The 19762-nt window shown below is 72.6% G+C and carries 20 protein-coding genes; 9 read left to right on the top strand and 11 right to left on the bottom strand.

Annotation, left to right across the window (positions count from 1 at the left end; genetic code table 11):
• Positions 1 to 2 precede the first annotated feature (2 nt).
• The 3 genes from ACFRU2_RS18445 to ACFRU2_RS18435 all read left to right on the top strand — a co-directional run bounded on the left by ACFRU2_RS18445 (position 3) and on the right by ACFRU2_RS18435 (position 4289).
• Positions 3 to 1352 carry a 6-phospho-beta-glucosidase gene (locus ACFRU2_RS18445; RefSeq protein ID WP_382973128.1) on the top strand — a complete coding sequence of 450 codons (1350 nt, stop codon included), beginning with the start codon at positions 3 to 5 and terminating at the stop codon, positions 1350 to 1352.
• Between the two features lie 93 nt (positions 1353 to 1445).
• Positions 1446 to 3542, top strand: coding sequence for an MDR family MFS transporter (locus ACFRU2_RS18440; protein WP_382973126.1), 2097 nt, complete (start codon positions 1446 to 1448; stop codon positions 3540 to 3542).
• Positions 3543 to 3626: 84 nt separating this feature from the next.
• Complete coding sequence (locus ACFRU2_RS18435; RefSeq protein ID WP_382973124.1) at positions 3627 to 4289, top strand: GPP34 family phosphoprotein; 663 nt, start codon at positions 3627 to 3629, stop codon at positions 4287 to 4289.
• Between the two features lie 7 nt (positions 4290 to 4296).
• On the opposite strand, the gene ACFRU2_RS18430 is transcribed toward ACFRU2_RS18435, so the two are convergent.
• The gene (locus tag ACFRU2_RS18430) at positions 4297 to 4842 is read right to left on the bottom strand and encodes an NUDIX domain-containing protein (RefSeq protein WP_382973122.1); all 546 of its coding nucleotides are present in this window, start codon (positions 4840 to 4842) and stop codon (positions 4297 to 4299) included.
• A gap of 200 nt (positions 4843 to 5042) precedes the next feature.
• Here ACFRU2_RS18430 and ACFRU2_RS18425 point away from each other — a divergent pair, with 200 nt between their 5' ends.
• A complete protein-coding gene (locus ACFRU2_RS18425) occupies positions 5043 to 6437 on the top strand; it encodes an NAD(P)/FAD-dependent oxidoreductase (protein ID WP_382973120.1) in 1395 nt (464 codons plus the stop codon).
• Positions 6438 to 6616: 179 nt separating this feature from the next.
• Here ACFRU2_RS18425 and ACFRU2_RS18420 read toward each other — a convergent pair whose 3' ends face one another.
• Positions 6617 to 6820, bottom strand: coding sequence for a hypothetical protein (locus ACFRU2_RS18420; RefSeq protein ID WP_382973118.1), 204 nt, complete (start codon positions 6818 to 6820; stop codon positions 6617 to 6619).
• 140 nt (positions 6821 to 6960) lie between these two features.
• The gene (locus tag ACFRU2_RS18415; protein ID WP_382973116.1) at positions 6961 to 8031 is read right to left on the bottom strand and encodes an ATP-dependent DNA ligase; all 1071 of its coding nucleotides are present in this window, start codon (positions 8029 to 8031) and stop codon (positions 6961 to 6963) included.
• A gap of 75 nt (positions 8032 to 8106) precedes the next feature.
• Between ACFRU2_RS18415 and ligD the strand changes: the two genes are divergently transcribed.
• Positions 8107 to 9126, top strand: coding sequence for a non-homologous end-joining DNA ligase (gene ligD / locus ACFRU2_RS18410; RefSeq protein WP_382973114.1), 1020 nt, complete (start codon positions 8107 to 8109; stop codon positions 9124 to 9126).
• A gap of 19 nt (positions 9127 to 9145) precedes the next feature.
• Here the strand turns inward: ligD and ACFRU2_RS18405 are convergent, their stop codons facing one another.
• Positions 9146 to 10615 (bottom strand): S41 family peptidase, encoded by a 1470-nt coding sequence (locus tag ACFRU2_RS18405; RefSeq protein ID WP_382973112.1) that lies wholly within the window; start codon positions 10613 to 10615, stop codon positions 9146 to 9148.
• 348 nt (positions 10616 to 10963) lie between these two features.
• Between ACFRU2_RS18405 and ACFRU2_RS18400 the strand changes: the two genes are divergently transcribed.
• Positions 10964 to 11857, top strand: coding sequence for an alpha/beta fold hydrolase (locus ACFRU2_RS18400; RefSeq protein ID WP_382973110.1), 894 nt, complete (start codon positions 10964 to 10966; stop codon positions 11855 to 11857).
• Positions 11854 to 13365, top strand: a complete 1512-nt coding sequence (locus ACFRU2_RS18395) for a DHA2 family efflux MFS transporter permease subunit (RefSeq protein ID WP_382973108.1) — start codon at positions 11854 to 11856, stop codon at positions 13363 to 13365. The genes ACFRU2_RS18400 and ACFRU2_RS18395 overlap by 4 nt, the downstream gene beginning before the upstream one ends.
• On the opposite strand, the gene ACFRU2_RS18390 is transcribed toward ACFRU2_RS18395, so the two are convergent.
• A complete protein-coding gene (locus ACFRU2_RS18390; protein WP_382973106.1) occupies positions 13328 to 14062 on the bottom strand; it encodes a TetR/AcrR family transcriptional regulator in 735 nt (244 codons plus the stop codon). The genes ACFRU2_RS18395 and ACFRU2_RS18390 overlap by 38 nt on opposite strands.
• A 100-nt stretch (positions 14063 to 14162) precedes the next feature.
• On the opposite strand from ACFRU2_RS18390, the gene ACFRU2_RS18385 reads away from it, so the two are divergent.
• Positions 14163 to 14417, top strand: coding sequence for a WhiB family transcriptional regulator (locus tag ACFRU2_RS18385; RefSeq protein ID WP_382973104.1), 255 nt, complete (start codon positions 14163 to 14165; stop codon positions 14415 to 14417).
• A gap of 44 nt (positions 14418 to 14461) precedes the next feature.
• Here ACFRU2_RS18385 and ACFRU2_RS18380 read toward each other — a convergent pair whose 3' ends face one another.
• From ACFRU2_RS18380 to ACFRU2_RS18355, 6 genes are all read right to left on the bottom strand, one after another.
• Entirely contained in the window at positions 14462 to 15184 is a 723-nt protein-coding gene (locus tag ACFRU2_RS18380; RefSeq protein WP_382973102.1) for a hypothetical protein, read from the bottom strand.
• Positions 15181 to 16341, bottom strand: coding sequence for a putative T7SS-secreted protein (locus ACFRU2_RS18375; protein WP_382973100.1), 1161 nt, complete (start codon positions 16339 to 16341; stop codon positions 15181 to 15183). The genes ACFRU2_RS18380 and ACFRU2_RS18375 overlap by 4 nt, the downstream gene beginning before the upstream one ends.
• Positions 16334 to 16645, bottom strand: coding sequence for a hypothetical protein (locus ACFRU2_RS18370; RefSeq protein WP_382973098.1), 312 nt, complete (start codon positions 16643 to 16645; stop codon positions 16334 to 16336). The genes ACFRU2_RS18375 and ACFRU2_RS18370 overlap by 8 nt, the downstream gene beginning before the upstream one ends.
• 121 nt (positions 16646 to 16766) lie before the next feature.
• Entirely contained in the window at positions 16767 to 17738 is a 972-nt protein-coding gene (locus ACFRU2_RS18365; RefSeq protein WP_382973096.1) for an acyl-ACP desaturase, read from the bottom strand.
• A 166-nt stretch (positions 17739 to 17904) separates the two neighbouring features.
• Complete coding sequence (locus ACFRU2_RS18360) at positions 17905 to 18144, bottom strand: hypothetical protein (protein ID WP_382973094.1); 240 nt, start codon at positions 18142 to 18144, stop codon at positions 17905 to 17907.
• 67 nt (positions 18145 to 18211) lie between these two features.
• The gene (locus ACFRU2_RS18355; RefSeq protein WP_382973092.1) at positions 18212 to 19063 is read right to left on the bottom strand and encodes a helix-turn-helix domain-containing protein; all 852 of its coding nucleotides are present in this window, start codon (positions 19061 to 19063) and stop codon (positions 18212 to 18214) included.
• Between the two features lie 213 nt (positions 19064 to 19276).
• On the opposite strand from ACFRU2_RS18355, the gene ACFRU2_RS18350 reads away from it, so the two are divergent.
• Positions 19277 to 19744 (top strand): ATP-binding protein, encoded by a 468-nt coding sequence (locus ACFRU2_RS18350; protein WP_382973090.1) that lies wholly within the window; start codon positions 19277 to 19279, stop codon positions 19742 to 19744.
• Positions 19745 to 19762 lie beyond the last annotated feature (18 nt).

Genomic DNA, 19762 nt, shown 5'->3' with positions numbered 1-19762 from the left:
GCGTGCGGCTGACGATCCTCGGCGGAGGCGGATTCCGGGTACCGCTCGTCTACGGAGCCCTGCTCGGCGATCGCGCCGAGGGCAGGGTGTCGCACGTCACCCTGTACGACGAGGACTCCGGCCGGCTCCGCGCCATGGCCCGGGTGCTCGCGGACCAGGCCGCCGGGATCGCGGACGCCCCGGCCGTCACGGCCACCACCGATCTCGACGAGGCCCTGCGCGGCGCCGACTTCGTGTTTTCGGCCATTCGGGTCGGAGGGCTGGAGGGGCGGGCCGCCGACGAGCGGATCGCCCTGGCCGAGGGAGTGCTGGGCCAGGAGACGGTGGGCGCGGGCGGTATCGCCTACGGCCTGCGGACGGTGCCGGTGGCCCGCGAGATCGCGCGCAGGGTGGCCCGTACCGCCCCCGACGCGTGGGTCATCAACTTCACCAACCCGGCCGGGGTGGTCACCGAGGCCATGGCCGAGGAGCTCGGGGACCGGGTCATCGGCATCTGCGATTCGCCCGTCGGTCTCGGGCGGCGGATCGCCCGGCTGCTCGGCGCCCGGCCCGAGGACGCCTGGATCGACTACGTCGGCCTCAACCACCTGGGCTGGGTGCGCGGCCTGCGGATCGGCGGCCGGGACGAACTCCCGCGGCTGCTGGCCGACGCGCGGGCGCTGGAATCCTTCGAGGAGGGCCGGCTGTTCGGGGCCGAATGGCTGCGCTCGCTCGGCGCGATCCCGAACGAGTACCTGCACTACTACTACTTCAACCGTGACACCGTACGGGCCTACCAGGAGGCCAAACAGACCCGCGGGGCCTTCCTGCGCGACCAGCAGCGGGGCTTCTACGCCGAGGCCGGGCAGCCGGATCCGGCGCCCGGAGCCGCACTGGCCGCCTGGGACCGGACCAGGGCCGAGCGCGAAGCCACGTACATGTCCGAGAACCGCGAGGTCGCGGGCGTCGGCGCGCGCGAGGAGAGCGACCTGGAGTCGGGCGGGTACGAGAAGGTGGCCCTCGCCCTGATGCGCGCCATCGCCCGGGACGAGCGCGCCACCCTGATCCTGAACGTCCGCAACCGCGGGACCCTGTCGGTGCTCGACGCCGAGGCCGTCATCGAGGTGCCCTGCCTGGTCGACGCCAACGGGGCCCACCCGGTCGCCGTCGATCCGCTGCCGCTGCACGCGGTGGGACTCGTGACCTCGGTCAAGGCCGCCGAGCGGGAGGTCCTCGCCGCGGCGGCGAGCGGATCGCGCGCGGACGCGGTCAAGGCCTTCGCCCTGCATCCCCTGGTGGACTCGGTCGGGGTGGCCCGGCGGCTGGTGACCGGGTACGCGGCGGAGCACCCGGGGCTGGGCTACCTGCGCTGACCCCCGTTCACCTGCATGGACGGCCCTCGCGCCCTTCCCCGGATGGGCTAACGCCGCATGCGGCCGGGCGGGGGCGCTGTGAGAGTGCGAGGTGTGACCACAGCCGAAGGTGCAGCCCCAGCCGAAGGTGCAGCCCCCGCCCCGTCCGCCGCGGCACCGCCCGTCCTGGACCGGCGCTCGCGCAACATCGTGTTCGGCACGATCATGCTCGGCGTGCTGCTGGCGGCCCTGGACCAGACGATCGTGGGCACGGCGCTGCCCACGATCGTGGCGGACCTCGGCGGTGGGGACCACATGTCCTGGGTCGTGACCTCGTACCTGCTCACCGAGACGGTCGCGACCGTGCTCGTCGGCAAGTTCGGCGACCTCTTCGGCCGGAAACTGGTCTTCCAGGTCTCCGCCATCGTCTTCATCACCGGGTCGTTCCTGTGCGGCCTCGCGAGCAACATGACCCTGCTCATCGTGTGGCGCGGCATCCAGGGCATCGGCGCCGGCGGGCTCATGGTCACCGCGATGGCCCTCATCGCCGACGTGGTCCCCCTGCGCGAACGCGGAAAGTACCAGGGCGCGATCGGCGCCGTCTTCGGCGTCGCGACGGTCATCGGACCCCTGCTCGGCGGACTCTTCACCGACCACCTGACCTGGCGGTGGGCGTTCTACGTCAACGTGCCGATCGCGATCCTGGTCGTGGTGGCCGCCGCGAAGACGATCCCCTCCGTGCGCGCCGTCGGCAAGCCGGTCATCGACTACCTGGGCATCGCCATGGTCGCGATCGGCGCGAGCGCGCTGATCCTGGCCACGAGCCTGGGCGGGAACGAGTACGCCTGGAGCTCGCCGCTCATCGTCGGGCTCTTCGCCGGCGGTGCCGTGGCACTGGCGCTGTTCTGCCTCGTGGAGGTGCGCGCCGCGCAGCCGATGCTGCCGATGCGGCTGTTCCGCAACCCCGTCTTCTCGGTCTGCTCCGTCCTCAGCTTCGTCGTCGGCTTCGCGATGCTCGGCGCGATGACCTTCCTGCCCACGTACCTGCAGTACGTGGACGGGGACTCGGCCACCGTCTCGGGCGTACGGACGCTGCCGCTGGTCATCGGCCTGCTGATCGCGTCGGTCTTCAGCGGCAACGTCACGAGCAAGACCGGGCACTACCGGATCTTCCCGATCGTGGGCTGCGCCGTGATGGGCGTCGGCCTCTACCTGCTGTCGCGGATGGGACCGGAGTCCAACGCCTGGCTGGAATCGCTCTACATGTTCGTCCTCGGCACCGGCATCGGCCTGTGCATGCAGGTGCTGACCATCGCCGTGCAGAACACGGTGGACTACGCCGACCTCGGCACCGCGACCTCGGGCGTCACCTTCTTCCGTACGCTCGGCAGCGCCTTCGGGACCGCCGTCTTCGGCACGATCTACGCCAACACCCTCAAGCCCGCGCTGGCGAAGGGCGTGGCGGAGGCCGCGCGCGCCACCGGCGAGGACCCGCGGCAGCTGGGCGTCGCGGCGCAGAGCCCGCAGGGCGTGCACGGCCTGGATCCGGCGGCGGCCGGGCCGATCATCAACGCGTACGCGGACACCCTGCACACGGTGTTCCTGTGGACCGTGCCGGTGGCGGTGGTCGGATTCGTCGTCGCGCTGTTCCTCAAGCAGGTCAAGCTGCGCGACAGCGCACGGGCCGGTTCCACGGACATGGGCGACGGCTTCGGCTCGCCCGCCACGGCCTCCGGAGACTCGGCGAAGCTGCTGGAACTGGCGGTCGGCAAGCTGGTGCGGAACATGGGGCCGGAGACGGCGCGCGGGATCGTGAACTCCTCGGACACCCGGCTGGACATGGCGGGCGCGTGGGCGGTGATGCAGGTGGACCTGATGACCCGCACCGTCGGCTACGCGAGCCTGGGGCTCATCGCCTCGCGCCGGCACCTGCCCCCGGAGGTACTGCTGCCGGTCTTCGAGCGGATGGTGGACGAGGGCTACATGACGCGGCAGAACGGCTTCTACACGCAGACCCCGGCGGGGGAGCGGGAAGCGGGCGTCATCTCGGCCGCGTGGGCCAAGTGGCTCGGCGACCAGCTGGAGAAGGACCGGGGCCGACCGCGCAGCGCGGAGCTGCGGGCCGCGGCGGACGCGATCGCCAAGCGCCTGCTCGCGGAGGACCTCGGGGACGGGAACTTCGCCCCGCGCGCGATGGCGGGGCGGCCGTAGGGCGCACCGGGGAACTCCCGGGCGGGCGTGGACGTCTGGTGGGGAAAGAGGTTCCAAGGGTTCTACGGGTGCGGGGGTGCCGGGATGCAGATCACGCTGGCTGAAGAAATCATGCTGCTGTCGCTGGACGACGAGTCGGGCTCGGTCAAGCAGAGGCAGTCGGTGGGCTGGGCCGTGGCGGGCGCCCTCCTGCTCGAACTGGTGCTGGCGGACCGGGTTCGGGTCTCGGGCAAGCACCTGGAGCTGGTGGACTCCCCGCCCACGGGGGAGGAACTGCTCGACGGGCGGTTCGAGGCGATGCGGGTCTGGATGAAGGGCCGGAGCAAGCGCCGGATCGGCGAGTGGCTGACGAAGGACCAGGCCAAGGCCGTCGGCGCGGCCGTGGAGCGGCTGAGCGCGCGCGGGGTGGTCGTGGAGGAGCGGCGCAAGGCGCTCGGGATGTTCCCGGTGCGGCGCTACCCGGAGGCGGACGGCACGGTCGAGCGCGCACTGCGCGAGCGGCTCGCCGACGCGGTCTCCAAGGGCGCGGAACCGGACGAGCGCACCGCGAGCCTCGTCACGGTGATCCACGCCGCCCGCCTGCACGCCCTGGCCTTCCCGGGAGTCCCGCGCAAGGAGATCACCGCACGTACGGCGGCGATAGCCGACGGGCAGTGGGCGGCCGAGAGCATCCGCACCGCGATCCGTGACATGCAGCTGGCGATGGCCGCGGTCACCGTGGCCACGGTGACCGCGGCCACGGCCTAGACAGGGCCTAGACGGGCTTGCGCGGGCCCTGTGGCGTGTCCTGGTGCGGCGTCAGCGTCGGATAGTCGTACGAAGGCACGTGCGGGAGGGTCCGGGTGAGCTCGGGCCGCCACGCGCGCAGGGCCGCCGCGGACGGGGCGTAGAGGGCCGCCGGGATCTCCGCCGGGGCGAACCAGGACCAGCGGGCGATCTTGTGGGGCTCGGTGACCTTGGCGACGCCCTCGGCGGCCGAGGTGACGGCCGCCGCCGTCAGCCGGGTCGGGCCGGAGTCGGTTCCGGAGCCGGAGCCGGTGTCGGTTCCGGTGTCGCCGGCGAGCATGATCGACACGATCCGGATCTCCTCGGGTGCGGCCCGCAGCGAGGTCTCCTCGGCCAGTTCGCGGGCGGCGGCCTGCTCGAAGGCCTCCCCGGGGTCGACCTTGCCGCCGGGCAGTTCCCAGCGCCCGTCGTGCGCCTGGCCGAGCAGCACCCGGCCGTCGCGGCCGACCACGATCACGCCGACTCCGACGACGGCGTGGGCGCGCGGGACGGCGCGGCCGGGTTCTGTACTCATGGGTGTCCTTCGACGGATCGGTCTGCCGGGGCGGCGTGCGGTGCGGCCCAGGCTGTGACCTTACGTCCAGAGCGGCCCTGCGGGGTTTCGGCCCGGCGCCGCCCGCGCAGGCTTCCCGCGGTCCGATCGTCGTACGGCGCATCGGTTCGTCGACTCACCGGTCGGCCGGCTCGCCGGTTCGACCGGCCCAAGGGGGCTCCATGGCGCACGTGCTGGTTGTCGGCGGGGGCATAGGAGGGCTGGCCACCGCGCTGCTCGCGGCGCGCCACGGACACACGGCCGAGCTCTTCGAACGCGATCCGCGCGCCCCCGGCACCGCGCTCGACCGGGACTTCTTCGGCTGGCACCGGTCGGCGGTGCCCCAGGCGAACCAGCCGCACGTGCTGCTCGGGGCCGCGCGGGGGGTGCTGCGCGAGGAACTGCCCGACGTCCACGCCGAGATGCTCCGGCTCGGAGCCCGGGAACGGCACGAGCTGGACTGGTTCGACGTACGCCCTCCCGCGCGGCCGGGCGACGAGGACCTGGTGATGCTCCAGGCCCGGCGGATCGTGCTGGAGAGCGCGCTCGCCACGGCGGTACGGGCCGAACCGGGGGTGGTCGCGCGGTACGGGGAGCCGGTGACCGGGCTGATCGCGGAGGGGGCTGCTCCTTCCGGGGTCAGGGTGACGGGAGTGACCACGGGGGCGGGGGTCTACGCGGGCGACCTCGTCGTGGACGCGGGCGGCCGGCGCGGCGGCTCCGAACGGTGGCTGACGGCGATCGGCTGCCGGCCGGGCGTCGTGGAGCGGCACCGCACGGGCCTCGCCTACTTCTGCCGCTGGTACCGGCTGCCCGAGGGCCGCGAGGAGGGGCCGCGGCGCCCCTGGGCGGTGACGGGCGGCAGCTTCGCCGGGTGCGCGGTCTTCCCGGCCGACAACCGGCTGTTCGCCGTGACGCTGTTCGTGCACACCGGGGACGCCACGCGTTCCGCTCTGCGCGATCCGGCCGTGTTCGAGGCCGCCGCGCGGGCCTTCCCGCCCGGTGCGGCCTGGCTGGGACTGGGCGCCGAGCCGCTGTCCGAGGTACTGGCCACGGGCGGCCTGGACAACCGCTGGAGCGCCCTGGTCGACGAGCGGGGGCCGGTGGTGAGCGGGTTCGTGCCGGTCGGAGACTCCGTCACCCATACCAATCCGACGCTCGGGCAGGGGACTTCGCTCACCTTGTGGGCCGCGCGCAGGGTGGCCCGTACGGCCCACCAGGACCCGGGATCGGTGCGGTTCGCCGCCGAGTACCACGCGTGGGCGGTGCGCACCCTCAAGCCGTGGTTCGACTTCCAGGTGGTCGCGGACGGGGCCATCGGGGAGCGGTTCGCGACCCGCGCCGGGCGCACGGGGACGGCCCGCGAGGTGGCCGCGCTGTTCGACTGCGCGCTGGAGGACCCGGAGGTGATGCGGGCGCGCGCGAGGGTCAGGCACCTGGCCGATCCGCCGCAGCGGACGTACGCCGACCCGGAGATCCGGGCGCGGGTGGCGCGCTGGCTCGCGGCCCGGCCCGACTACGCACCGAACACCGCCGGCCCGAGCCGGGCGGAGTGGGAGGAGCTGACGACGCGCTGACGACCGCCGGCCGGGCGGCGGATCCCTCAGCTCGCTGGTCTCGCTGCACGCCCCGTACGTGAGGAACGGCTTCGCGCTGTCGGCGTCCTCGACCCGCCGGACCGGAAGTTCGAGGGTGACCGTCCCGTCCTCGTAGAACGCGCAGCCGGCCCGCGCGCGGCGGGCCCGGAGCCGGGGGGCTACAGCCATCGGGTCAGGAACTCCTCGACCTGTGCGGCCGACATGCTGCGGGCACTGGAGAACTCGCCCAGGTTCGTTGCCACCTTGACGTCCCCGGAGGCGGGGTCCAGGACGGCCGGCGCGGGTATGCCGCTCGCGCCCAGGTCGACGTAGCGCTCGGCCACGTCCAGCTTGCGGTCGAACTCGCCGACGTCCACCTTCACCACGTGGTACTTGGCCAGCTGTGCGGAGGGTCCGGCCTGCTTGAACCAGGCGCTCAGGACACGGCAGTCCAGGCACCCAGCCGGCGCCGAAGTCGATGAGCACCGGACGGCCGTCCTGCTTCGCCGCCGCGAGCGCGGCCTCAGGTCGTCTTCGTGGTCAGGACCTCGGCGAGGTCGTAGCCGACGACCTCTTCCAGCTGGGCGTACGTACAGCTCCGCGGCTCCCGGTCCGGCCGCATGCGGCGGAATTGCGCGGTGTGCCGGAACCGGTCGCCCTCCATGTGGTCGTAGGCCACCTCGCAGACCCACTCGGGGCGCAGCGGTACCCAGGACAGGTCCTTCTTTCCGGTCCAGCGGCTCTGTGCCCCCGGCAGGCGGGCGGTCTCGTGGGCGGACTCCTCGGCCCATGCGGCCCACGGGTGGCCCGCGGGGTCGGGCATCCGGAGCGGTTCGAGCTCGTCGATCAGCTCGGCGCGGCGCTTCATCGGGAAGGCGGCGCAGACGCCCACGTGCTGGAGCGTGCCGTGGGCGTCGTGCAGTCCCAGGAGCAGCGATCCGACAATCGGACCGCTCTTGTGGAAACGGAAACCCGCGATGACGACGTCGGCCGTACGCTCGTGCTTGATCTTGAACATGAGGCGGGCGTCGGGCCGGTAGGGGAGATCGAGGGGTTTGGCGACGATCCCGTCGAGTCCGGCGCCCTCGAACCGTTCGAACCACTCCCGTGCGAGCGCGGGGTCGGTGGTCGCGGGCGCGAGGTGTACGGGGGGCCGGGCGGTGGAGAGGATGCGGGTCAGGGCGGCACGGCGGTCGGCGAGCGGGGTGTCGAGGAGGGCCTCGTCGCCCAGCGCGAGCAGATCGAAGGCCACGAAGGAGGCAGGGGTCGTCTCGGCGAGCAGTTTCACCCGGGAGGCGGCGGGATGGATCCGCTCGCTGAGCCGGTCGAAATCGAGGCGCGCGCCCTGGATGACGACGATCTCGCCGTCGACGACGCAGCGGTCGGGCAGATTCGCCTTCAGTGCCGCCACCAGTTCGGGAAAGTACCTGGTCAGGCTCTTGCCGGTGCGGCTGCCGAGCTCGATCTCGTCCCCGTCCCGGTGGACGATCGCGCGGAAGCCGTCCCACTTGGCCTCGTACTGCATCCCCGGGGGGATCGCGGACACCGATTTGGCGAGCATCGGCTTCACGGGTGGCATGACCGGCAGATCCATGTCTCCGATTCTGGGGCGGTACGCCCGGACCCGCTCGGTGTGCGGGTCCGCGCGGGTCCGCCTACCGTGGCGCACATGGGTGCAGCGGGCAAAGCGATCGAGCTGGAGGCGGGCGGCCGGGCCGTCCGGCTGTCCAGCCCGGACAAGGTGTACTTTCCCGAGCGCGGCCTCACCAAGGGGGACGTGGCCGCCTACTACCTCGCGGTCGCGGACGGCATCACCCGCGCCCTGCGCAACCGGCCCACGACCCTGGAGCGGTTCCCGGACGGGGTGGAGGGCGAGTCCTTCTTCCAGAAGCGGGCTCCGAAGAACCTGCCCGACTGGATCCCCACCGCCCACATCGCCTTCCCGAGCGGACGCACTGCCGACGAGATCTGCCCGACCGAGCCGGCCGCCGTCCTGTGGGCCGCCAACCTGGGCTGTCTCACCTTCCACCCCTGGCCGGTCCGGCGGGACGACACCGACCGTCCCGACGAGCTGCGCATCGACCTGGACCCGCAGCCGGGCACCGACTACCACCACGCGGTCGCGGTCGCCCACGAACTGCGCGCGCTCCTGGAGGAGTTGGGCCTTCGCGGCTGGCCCAAGACCTCGGGCGGCCGCGGCCTGCACGTGTTCGTGCCGATCGCACCGCGCTGGACCTTCACGGAGGTCCGCAGGTGCGCCATCGCGATCGGCCGGGACCTGGAGCGCCGGATGCCGGGGAAGGTCACCACCGCCTGGTGGAAGGAGGAGCGCGGCGAGCGGATCTTCGTCGACTACAACCAGACGGCGCGCGACCGCACCATCGCCTCCGCGTACTCCATCCGTCCGCGCCCGCACGCCCCCGTCTCCGCGCCGCTGCGCTGGGACGAGCTGGACGAGGCGGAGCCGCGCGATTTCGACATCGTGACGATGCCGGCCCGTTTCGCGGAACTGGGTGACCTGCACGCCGACATGGACGAGCACGCCTTCACCCTGGACGCCGCACTGGAGCTGGCCGACCGCCACGAACGCGACCACGGCCTCGGCGACATGCCGTACCCCCCGGACTACCCGAAGATGCCGGGCGAGCCCAAGCGCGTCCAGCCGAGCCGCGCGAAGCACGAGGACTGACGGGAGTTGCCGGGACCCCCTATGCCCGGGGAAGGTGGCGCAGGGCGGTGGTGAAGGCGGAGTCGCGGTGTGCGTCGAACTCCTCCTGCGTGAAGACCGGGGTGGTGACGTCGACCGGGATGCCCGGACCGTCGAAGGTCTTCCCGGTGCGGGTGAGGAACTGCTCGTTGGGCAGGCCGAGTTCCCAGCCGTTGGGGAGGGTGCGGCCGAGGACGTCGGAGAAGACCCCCTGGGTGGGCTCGCCGACGCGCACCGTACGGCCGGGGCGCTCCAGGAGAGCCTGGGTGAAGGTCTCGCCCGCGCTCAGGGTGGAGCCCCCGGTGAGCACGGCGACCGGTCCGGTGTAGCGGGGTCCGCGCGCGGGCTGGACGTACAGGGGCTGCGGGCGGGTGAACCGGGTCGCGTCGTCGGGGTCGTTGCGCACGCGCTTGGCGTAGGCGAAGTACGGGCGGTCCGTGAGCCGGGCGGCCAGGCGCAGGCCGAGTTCGTCGGAGCCGCCGCCGTTGATGCGCAGGTCGATGACCAGGCTGCGCAGGCGGGCGGTGCGCTCGGCGGTGAAGACGCTCTCCAGGGCACGGTCGAGCTCGGCGCTCTCGGAGGCGAAGTCACCGGCTTCGGTGTAGCCGCCGAAGCCGGAGAGGCGCAGGTAGCCGCGGCCGTCGGGCAGGTCGGCGTAGGAGATGCGTCCCTGGGCGAACTCCTGCGGGGCTCGTCCGCCGAGGTCCACCTCCTGGATGTACGCCTTGACGCGGGTCTCCAGTTCGAGGGTCGGCATCACGGTGCCCGGGCGCACCTCGCCGAAGAACCGGTCGTCGCCGTCGGAGAGGTGGACGTGTGCGTCGTGCAGCGGGGCGAGCATCTCCTTGAAGACGGCGAAGAGTTCGTCCTCGGTGGTGCCGGCGTGCACGCGGGGGCGGTGGCTCGCGCGCACCGCGTTCCAGTCGACGCCCTTGGCGGCGAAGAAGGGGTAGTTCTCCGCGAAGGTCTGCCAGAACACGTCGAAGGTGGCGACCGGATCCGCGGCGGGGCCGGGTTCCGGGGCCTCGCGGCACCGCTCGGGCAAGGAGGCGAGGCGGTGGGTCGCCCGGTCCCCGACCGATCCTTCGACGTGCACCGATCCGCGGCGCACGGTGAGGACCTCGTGGTCCTCGGTGGCGTAGCGGAAGGCCGCGGAGCTCCCGCTGTCGGGGACCCGCAGCGCGCTCGGGCCGGGCACGCAGCTGATCCCGGTGACCTGGTATTCCTGGAGCCGTCCGGACTCCACGCGGAGCACGGTGCCGTAGCCGTCGAGCCGCCAGATCCCGACCGGCCCGACCGGCCCGGCGGGTGAGCGGCCCGCGGCGGCCGCGGTCGCGGCCGGGCCGGCGGTGGCGACCGTGAGGGCGAGGAGCAGCGCCGCCGCGGCCGCGCGCCGGTGAGTGCCCGTGCGCGTGCCCGTGCGGGCGCCTCCGCCTGTGTGTGTGCCTGTGCCTGCGCCTGTGGCTGTCATCGTGCGTCCCCGTTCGCTGCCGAAGTCCCTTGGCTCGTCACAGGATCCGCGGAGGCCGGGGGCCGGGGACATCCGGCGGCCCACCCGAACCGGGGTGGGGCTACCCCCCGAACGCGGTCGGCCGCCCGGGGAGCTGGGGTCATCAAAGTCCTTGATGGCGACGGGAGTTCGCCCGATCGGTGGATCGGCGTCGACTACCGTCGTTGGCGAGGGCAATCGCACAGGAAGAGGGTTCGCGTGATCCATCCATAATAACACGAACGATCGTGCTAATATCTCTTCACCACCCTGACCCGCCAGCCCCGTCTGGCCACTCTGAGGAGATCCGGAGAACCGGGCATGCACCCCATGGCTTCACTCCTGAGCACCACCCTCAACATCACCGCCCGGGTCGCCCCGGGCCCGGTCGGGCGGGTGGCCTTCGCGCTGTTCGTGCGGCCGCTCGGCCGGCCGAAGGTGAAGCCGGGCGAGGCCGAGGTCATGGCCCGGGCCGTGACCGGGCGGCTCGTCGTGGACGGGATACCCGTGACCACGTACCGCTGGGGCGACGGCGACCGGCCGGTCCTCATCGTGCACGGCTGGACCTCGCGCGCCTCGCGCTTCGCCGGGTTCGTCGAGGCGCTGCTGGCCGAGGGCCGGACCGTGGTTTCCTTCGACGCACCCGGTCACGGCGCGTCCGGCGGCCGGGCCACCACCATCCTCCGGCAGCGCGAGATCATCCGCCGACTGCGGGCGCAGTACGGGGAGTTCTCGGCCGTCCTGGCCCACTCCTTCGGGGTGGTGTCCACCTTCTTCGCGCTGCGGGACGGGATCCGGGCGGACCGGATCGTCGGGATCGGATCCATCGCCGACTTCGACTTCCTCGCCGGGCGGTTCCGCGCGCTGCTGGGCGTGAACCAGGCCGTCGAGGACGCCATGAGGCGTCACGTCCAGCGCCGGCTCTTCCCGGGCGAGCCCGACATCTGGCCCCGCTTCGACGCGTGCCACCACCCCGAGGAGATCCCCTCGGAGATCCTGCTCGTGCACGACGCGGACGACGACACCGCGGCCCCCGCCCAGTCCCGCGCCATCGCGGCGGCCTACGGGGAGCGGGCCCGCCTGATCGAGACGAGCGGACTCGGCCACCGCCGCATCCTCCTCGACCCGGAAGTCATCGCGGCCGCCGTCGAGTTCCTGAACGCATCCCCGTCGCAGACCCCTGCGCCGAGCCCGGCCGCCGAGACCGCAGGAGCCACCCGATGACCTCCACCCGTCCAGAACCCGGCACGCCCGTGCCCGTCGCCGCGCCCGTCGCCACCTCGGGCTCCGCGCAAGCGTCCGTCGCCGCGCCCGGCTCCACTTCCGCCCCTGCCCCTGCCCCCGCCCCCGCATCCGCCTCCGGCCCCGGCAGTGGGCAGGTGCTCCTGCTGGCCAGCGCCGTAACCTTCCTCGCCTTCCTCGACGCCACCGTCGTCAACATCGCCTTCCCCGACCTGCGCCGGGCCTTCCCCGAGGTGTCGCTGGCCCGCCTGACCTGGGTCGTCAGTGCCTACGCCGTCCTGTTCGCCGCCCTGCTCGCCGCGGCCGGCCGGCTCGCGGACACCCTGGGCCGCCGGGCCCTGTTCCTCGGCTCGACCCTCGCCTTCACCCTGACCTCCCTCGCCGCCAGCGCGGCCCCCACCGCCGACCTGCTCATCCTGGCCCGTGCCCTCCAGGGAACGGCCGCCGCCGGGATGATCCCCGCCGCGCTGGGCCTCGTACTCGCCCACACGCCACCCGCCCGCCGGGCCGCTGCCCTCGGAGCCTGGTCCGCCGCGGGCGGACTGGCCGCCGCCGTCGGCCCGACGATCGGCGGACTGCTCGTCGAGTGGTGGGACTGGCGCGCGATCTTCCTCATCAACGTCCCGCTCGGCCTCGCCGTCGGCTGGGCCGCGGCCCGCGTCCTCCCCAAGGAGCCGCGCACCGGACGCCTGCTCCCCGACCCCGTCGGGACGACGGCCCTCGCCCTCGGCATCGGGGGAGTGGTGGCCGGGCTCTCCCAGGGCACGGAGTGGGGCTGGACCGACCCCACGGTGCTCGTCCTGGTCATCGGCGGGACCCTGGCGGGCACCCTCGCACTGCGCCGCTCGCGCAGTCATCCCGCCCCGGCCGTCGACCGGGACCTGTGGCGCGACCCGCTGTTCGCCCGCGCCAACATCGGGGCCCTGCTCTTCGGCGTCGCCATGTACGCGTGGCTGCTGATGGGCCCGTCCTACCTCGTCGAGCGCTGGGACTACTCGGCCCTGCAAGCCGGCGTCGGCGTCACACCGGGCGCCGTCCTCGCCATGGCCGGCTCGCTCTTCGTGGGCCGCCGGGTCCCCCACCGCCTCCACTGGGCCGCCGTCACCGTCGGATCGCTGCTCTTCGCCGCCAACGCCCTGCTGATGTGGGGGTGGGCCGGGGAGTCCACCTCGTACGCCCAGATCTTCCTGCCCGCCGCACTCCTCGGAGGTCTCGGCATCGGCTCCGTGCTGACCGCGCTCTCGACCACGGCCTCGGCCGGACTCCCGCCGCAGCGCTTCGCGGCCGGTACCGGCCTGCTGATGACGGCCCGCCAGCTCGGCGGGGCGCTCGGAGTCGCCGGTGCGGCGGCCCTGCTGACCGGGGGCGGCCCCGGCGAGGACTGGCACGGGATCTTCTTGCTGATCGCGCTCTCCGCGCTCGCCGCGGCGGTCGTGGGAGCCTCGATGCGGCTCAGCGGTCCGACGAAGCCGACGCGGCCGGGAGACTGACGGCCGGTGCGTCGCCGGCGGAGAAACCGGCGACCGGGAACGCGAGTACGGGCGGTCGCTCCGGGAGTTCCTCCGGGGCGGCCGTCGCCGCGCGCAGCCGGGCGAGGATGCCCCGCGCGGCACGGTCGTAGGCCGTGGTGTCCTCGTGCAGCACGGAGTGCGCGTTGGCCAGCTCCATCATCGCCGTGATCTCGAAGGCGATCTGTTCCACGGCATCGGCGTCGGCCGCGGCCGCATCGCGGAACCCGCCCGCCAGCCGGGCCTCGTCGAGCAGCCGCTCGACGTACCGCGTCCAGGCGGCGCGGGTCTTGGCGATCTCGTCGTGGACGGGCCCGGGGCGCGAATCGAACTCGGCGGCGGCGGAGTAGAAGAAGCAGCCGCCCGGGAAGACCCGGCGGCCGGAGTAGTCGATCCAGCTCGCGCACAGCCGCCACACCTTGGCGATCCCGGCGGGCTCGTCCCGTACGGGACGCACGACCTCCTCGACGAAGACGTCACGGGCCGCCTGCACGGTGGCGAGCTGCAGCTCCTCCTTGGACCCGAAGAGGGCGAACACGCCGCTCTTGCTCAGTCCCAGTTCCGTGGCGATCTTCCCCAGGGACAGCCCTTCCAGGCCGTCCATCGAGGCGGTGCTCATCGTCCGTTCCAGGACGGTCCGCCGGGTCTGGTTCCCGCGCTCCACGCGTCCGTCTGCCATACCGCCATGGTACCGAAGTCATCGCACGCACGGTCGTTCACTCTGCGCTGTTGATCAGGCGTTGATCGGACGTCCATCACGAGCGGACAGGCTCTGCGGCATGTCGATGAACACCACCGCTACCGATACCGCCACTGCCGCCCCGGCCTGGTACGAGCTCGCCCTCTGCGCCCAGACGGGCCCGGGCTTCTTCTTCCCGGAACCCGGCTCCTCGCTGCGCGACGCGAAGCGGCTGTGCGGGGCCTGCGAGGGCCGCAAGGCCTGCCTGGACTACGCCCTGACCAACGACGAACGCTTCGGCGTCTGGGGCGGCCTGTCCGAATCCGAGCGCCAGGCCCTGCGCCGCCGGCCCTGACCCGCGAGACGGCCCGGCCGCGCGGCCCCCGACGGGCGGCGGCGTCACCCCAGCAGTTCCAGGATCCGCGAGGTCCCGGCGCCGCCCTGCGGCCCGGGCTTCCGGGGCCCGGGATCGGCGAAGGAGATCGTGTGCGCGACCGCCTCCAGGATGGCGGTGTACGCACCGGCGTGCTCGGTGGCCGCGCTGGTGAGGTCGAGCAGGAACAGGTGCCGTCCCTCCGGGTGCGCCGTGACGGCCCTGGCCTGGAACAGCCCCCGGTCGGTGCCGGAGGCGGGGACGACCCCGCAGACCAGGGCGCACGGCAGGCCCGATGCCAGCTCGACGAACCTGCGCGTCGAGCCGCTCCCGGGTGCCGACCGGGCGAGGGCCAGTGCCGTACGCGCCACACCCGCCGCGGCGCCGGTTCCGGACCCGGGCTCTTCGGCGGGCCGGACGGAGAGGGAGAACAGCGAGGTGGAGACGGCCTCGGGCCCCTCGGGGTGGAGGCCGATCGCGGTGTGGACCAGGTGCAGGCCGGGGTGACCGGCGAGCTCGTCGAGGCGGTCCATCAGCAGGGCGAGCTGCGACCCCGCACCGGTTCCGGCAGGCGCTCCGGCAGTCACACCGGCGGCCGCACCGGCAGCCGGATCCGTGCCGTCGCCGAGGCCGGCCAGACCCTCCAGGACCCCGGCGACCTCCTCCAGGGCGCCCCGGTCCTCGGGTCCGATGTCGTGGAACCCGGGAGGCAGCCGGAACCAGACGGGCGGGACGGCGTGGTGCGTCACGGCTGCACCAGCGTCCAGAGGCGGGCCGACTTCGCGACCGTGGACGGACCGTCCTCCACGACGAGACGGGTGCCGTCCACCGCCGTGGAGCCGCGGTCCACGGCGGCGTCGTCACCGGTGTAGTCGGCGGCGGCCGTGGCGGCTCCGGTGGTGGCCACGGCCACCCCCACCCGCTCCCTGACCTCGGGCGTCGACGACCGCAGCGCCCATGCCGCGAGGGGGCTCTCCACCTTCCGCAGCTCGTCCGCCGTGTTCCACGTCGTACGGGCGAAGGCACCCGCGCCCGGGGACACGCCCGCCAGGGCGCCGGCCTCCGGGACCGCCATGGCCGCGCGGGCCGCGACCGTACCGGCCCTCGCACCCGAGGCGACCGCGGCCACGCCCGGAACGGCGCCGAGGCCGTCGCCGAGCAGGGTCACGCCGTTCTTCCAGAACGCGGCGTCGAACTTGCCCCGGGTGAAACCCTCGGTCAGCGGCTTGCGGAAGCCGGGGTCCGCGAGGTGCGCGGTCAGCGCGGCCAGCGAGAGCCCGCCCGCGACCAGCATGACCGCCATCCCGGCCGGCGGGAAGAAGAGGGCGATGCCCGCACCGGCGGCTCCCAGAATGGCCGCGGCGTTCGAGAGGGCGTCGGCCGGATCCTCGACGATCTTGTTCCAGACCGACTCCAGCATCCCGGGCTCCTTCGGCGCCAGCCGCTCCGCCGTCGCGGTCAGCGTGTGCGCCACCCTGCGGGCCGCCGCCGAATGCTCCGAGGCCAGTTCACTGGCCAGGAGGCGGGCGTCGGTGAGGGCCTCCTCGGTGGTGGCCGCAGCGGCCAGGGAGGCGTAGCGGGAGGCCAGGGTGCGGTGCGCGGCCAGGGTGTCGTGCCAGCCGGTCAGCCCGCGCGCCGCCTCCGCCAGGGAGGTGTGGGCCGCGTGGAGGTGCCGGGGGAGCTCCCGCGACAGCGAGGCGCGGAAGGCGGTGGCGGCCTCGCCCTGCCAGGCCGAGCTGTGGGAGACCAGGGCGTCGACGACGCGGGAGGTCTCCGCGAGGCAGTCCGCCGAGGAGCGGAGCTTCTTCGCCAGGGCCCGTACCGCGTCCGGGCTCCCCGGGGCCGGGTCGAAGCCGAGCGCGGAGAAATCGGCTGCGGGGGAGCCGGTCGCAGGAGAGTCAGTCACGGGCGGACGCCGCCTGCCGGAAGGCCGCGCGGATGGCCTCGTCGAGCTCCGCGTACTCGGCGGCGCTGCGGCGCACGCCTTCGCGTACGGCCTTGATCCGGCCGGCGAGCTCCTTGGTGCCGTGGCCCCATCTCTCCTGGAAGCCGTCGCACGCCGCGTCGAGGTCCGCCGTGCCCAGCTGGTCGGCCCGTACGTGGTCCAGCTCCCGCCGGGCCTCGCGCAGCGCGGCCAGCGAGGTGTCCAGGGCGTTGGTGAGGCGGGCCAGCTGGTCGATCTCGACCTGGAGCGGCGTCATGGCGGTCATGACGCGAAACCCTGGCAGAGCGGGGCTCTGCCAGGGCAATCCTCGTCACCCGCCCGAGCGAGCGGAAACCGGTCAGGTCGGCGGGCGCGGTGCGATCGGACGGTGCGATCAGATGGTGCGATCAGGCCTTGCGGGCCGCGATGCGCGCCGCGCGGGCGGCCAGCCGCTCGTCGAACTTGCGGGCCTCGGAGTCCAGGCCCTCCATGAAGAGACCCAGCTCCTCCTGGGCCTTCTGCCCGTCGGGGCCGAGGCCGTCGATTTCCATGATCTTCAGGAAGCGGATCACGGGGCTCAGCACGTCGTCGTGGTGGATCCGCAGGTTGTAGACCCCGCCGATCGCCATCTGCGCGGCCATCCGCTCGAAGCCGGGCATCCCGTGTCCGGGCATCCGGAAGTCGACCACGACGTCCCGTACGGCCTGCATCGTGAGGTCCGGGGCGATCTCGAAGGCCGCGCCCAGCAGGTTGCGGTAGAAGATCATGTGCAGGTTCTCGTCCTGCGCGATGCGGGCCAGCATGCGGTCGCAGACCGGGTCACCGGACTGGTGGCCGGTGTTGCGGTGCGAGATGCGGGTCGCGAGCTCCTGGAAGGCCACGTACGCCACGGAGTGGAGCATCGAGTGGCGGTTGTCGGACTCGAACCCCTCCGACATGTGCTGCATCCGGAATGCTTCGAGCTTGTCCGGGTCCACGGCGCGCGAGGCCAGCAGGTAGTCGCGCATGACGATGCCGTGACGGCCCTCCTCGGCGGTCCAGCGGTGCACCCAGGTGCCCCAGGCGCCGTTGCGTCCGAAAAGCGAGGCGATCTCGTGGTGGTAGCTGGGGAGGTTGTCCTCGGTCAGCAGGTTCACGACGAGCGCGATCTTGCCGATCTCGGTGACCTTGGACTGCTGCGGGTCCCAGGCTTCGCCGTCCTCGAAGAAGCCGGGGAAGTTGCGGCCGTCGCTCCACGGGACGTACTCGTGGGGCATCCAGTCCTTGGTGACCTTCAGGTGGCGGTTGAGTTCCTTCTCGACCACCTCTTCCAGCGCGAACAGCAGCTTGGCGTCCGTCCACGCCTCCGAGCTGCCGAGGTGGGGAGAGGTGATCGTCACGGGTACTCCTGGGTGCAAAGAGACTTACCTACGGTTCCGTAGCCTACGGAGTCGTAGGTTAAGCGCGACATCAAGACCAGCCAAGCCCCAGGGGGACCTCTGTCTGGTTACATCCCGTTATCTATGCACTTTGGGAGGGGTGTGAAGTGGCCTGAAGGGACTAAAGTCACGCCAGGAGGTGGTCCGCTGCTCCCGCCTTGACGGCTGAGATCAGCGCACGGAGCGCATCGATCGAGTCGGTGACGTAGGCGGCGGAGTCGGTGGTTCCGATGTACGCCTTCCCCTCGGCGTCCCGGCCGAAGCGGAAACAGTTCGCCCCCTCGCTGCAGAATGCCTCGTCCCACGCGATGCCGGCCGTCGCCGACGGGGTCGCCGGGGTGGTCGGGGTCGTGCTCGTCGTGCCCATGTCGTTCTCTCGTCTCCTCGTCGGATCCGGTCAGGTGGTCAGTCAGCCGGTCGGCCGGTCGGCCCGGTCAGAGGGTCTGTGCGATGGCGCGGATGAAATCGCGGGACGCGCCGGGCGGCAGCGCCAGGGAGCGGAGCCGCTCCAGCAGGCCCCGGTAGCGGAGCAGCTTCATCTGCGAATCCAGCAACATCGAGCCGTGCGAACTGTCGAGCTGCACGGTGTCCAGCTCGCTGATCGTGGCGGCCGCGTACGTGAAGGACTGGCCGGCGCCGGGGAACCCGCCGGCGGTGAACGGAATCACGCGCACGGTCGTACACGCCCGCTCCGACTGCTCCAGTATGTGGTCGAGCTGCGCCCGGGCCACCTTCGGGCCGCCGAACTGCATCCGCAGCGCGGCCTCGTGCACCACCGCCTCGTACAACGGCGGTGCCTCGCGGGCGAACACCTGCTGGCGGTGCATCCGCAGGGCGAGCCGCGCCCTCAGGTCGGGCTCGGGCAGCGGCGGGTCGGCGGTGTCGAAAACGGCCCGCGCGTGCGCCTCGGTCTGCAGCAGCCCGGGTATGTGCGTGGTGACGGCGGTGTGCAACTCGACGGAGTGGTGCTCCAGTTCGCAGATGTCCAGGAGCGCGGGCGGCAGCATCCCCCGGTGCTGCTCCCACCACCCCTTCTCGCGCTCCTGGGCCATGGAGGCGAGCAGGTCGACCAGCCCCGTGTCGGGGCAGTCGTAGTTGAAGGCGAGGGTGCGGACACGCTCGGCGCCGATGGCGATCCTGCCGGATTCGATGTTGGGGATCCTGGTGCGGTCCACCCCCATGAGCGCCGCGGCCTGCTGCACCGTCATGCCCGACTGCTCGCGGAGTTTGCGCAGCTCGGAGCCCAGGCGCTGCTGGCGTGCGGTCGGTGTACTCCTCGGTGGCACAGGTCCCCTCTCCTCCGGTCGAGGGCAGGCGGGAGCATGCGCACGAGTCCGGAAATGCCATGAGAAAACATCAAGTGGTCGTACAAGTAGTAGCACTGTGCACCACGTTGCGCTACGGTCGGTAGCGCAAGTCTCACACGGGGCGACCTCCAGCTCTTGTATGACCACACGGCCACCAGCGCATTCAGCACCTCAGAACCTTGGAGCAGCACGATGACGGGCACTCTCCGTGGCCTGCGGTCGGTCCACGAGTTCCGGCAGGCCCCTCCGGGGGCGGAGAAACTGAGCTACTCCATAGGCCTGCCGGGCGGGGCCCGCTGCGCGGGCAGCGCCCGGGGCGCCCTGCGTTCCCTGCTCGACCGTCACGGACTGCCCGACCTGTCCGACAACGCGGCCTTGGCCGCCTCCGAACTCGTGGCCTGCGCCCACCGGTTCACGCCCGACAAAGAGATGGTGCTCAAGGTCCGCTGGCAGTTCGACGCACTGCGGATCGTCGTCTTCGACCAGCACCCCGCGCACTCCTCGCCCGAGGCGAGCGAGGAGTGCCGGCACCGGCGCAGCCGCGGGATGTGGCTGCTGTCGGCGGTGGTCGAGGCCTGCGGCGGGGACTGGGGACTCACCCCGGTGCTCACCCCGATGGGCGGCACCAAGTCCTGGGCCTTACTGCCCTTGCCGCGTTAGCGCAGGTACCCGCAGGTG

The organism is Streptomyces sp. NPDC056883 (assembly GCF_042788835.1).
Lineage (GTDB): Bacteria > Actinomycetota > Actinomycetes > Streptomycetales > Streptomycetaceae > Streptomyces > Streptomyces stoeckheimensis.
The sequence above is the reverse complement of the archived record's forward strand: the minus strand, read 5'-3'. Positions and strand labels throughout refer to the sequence as shown.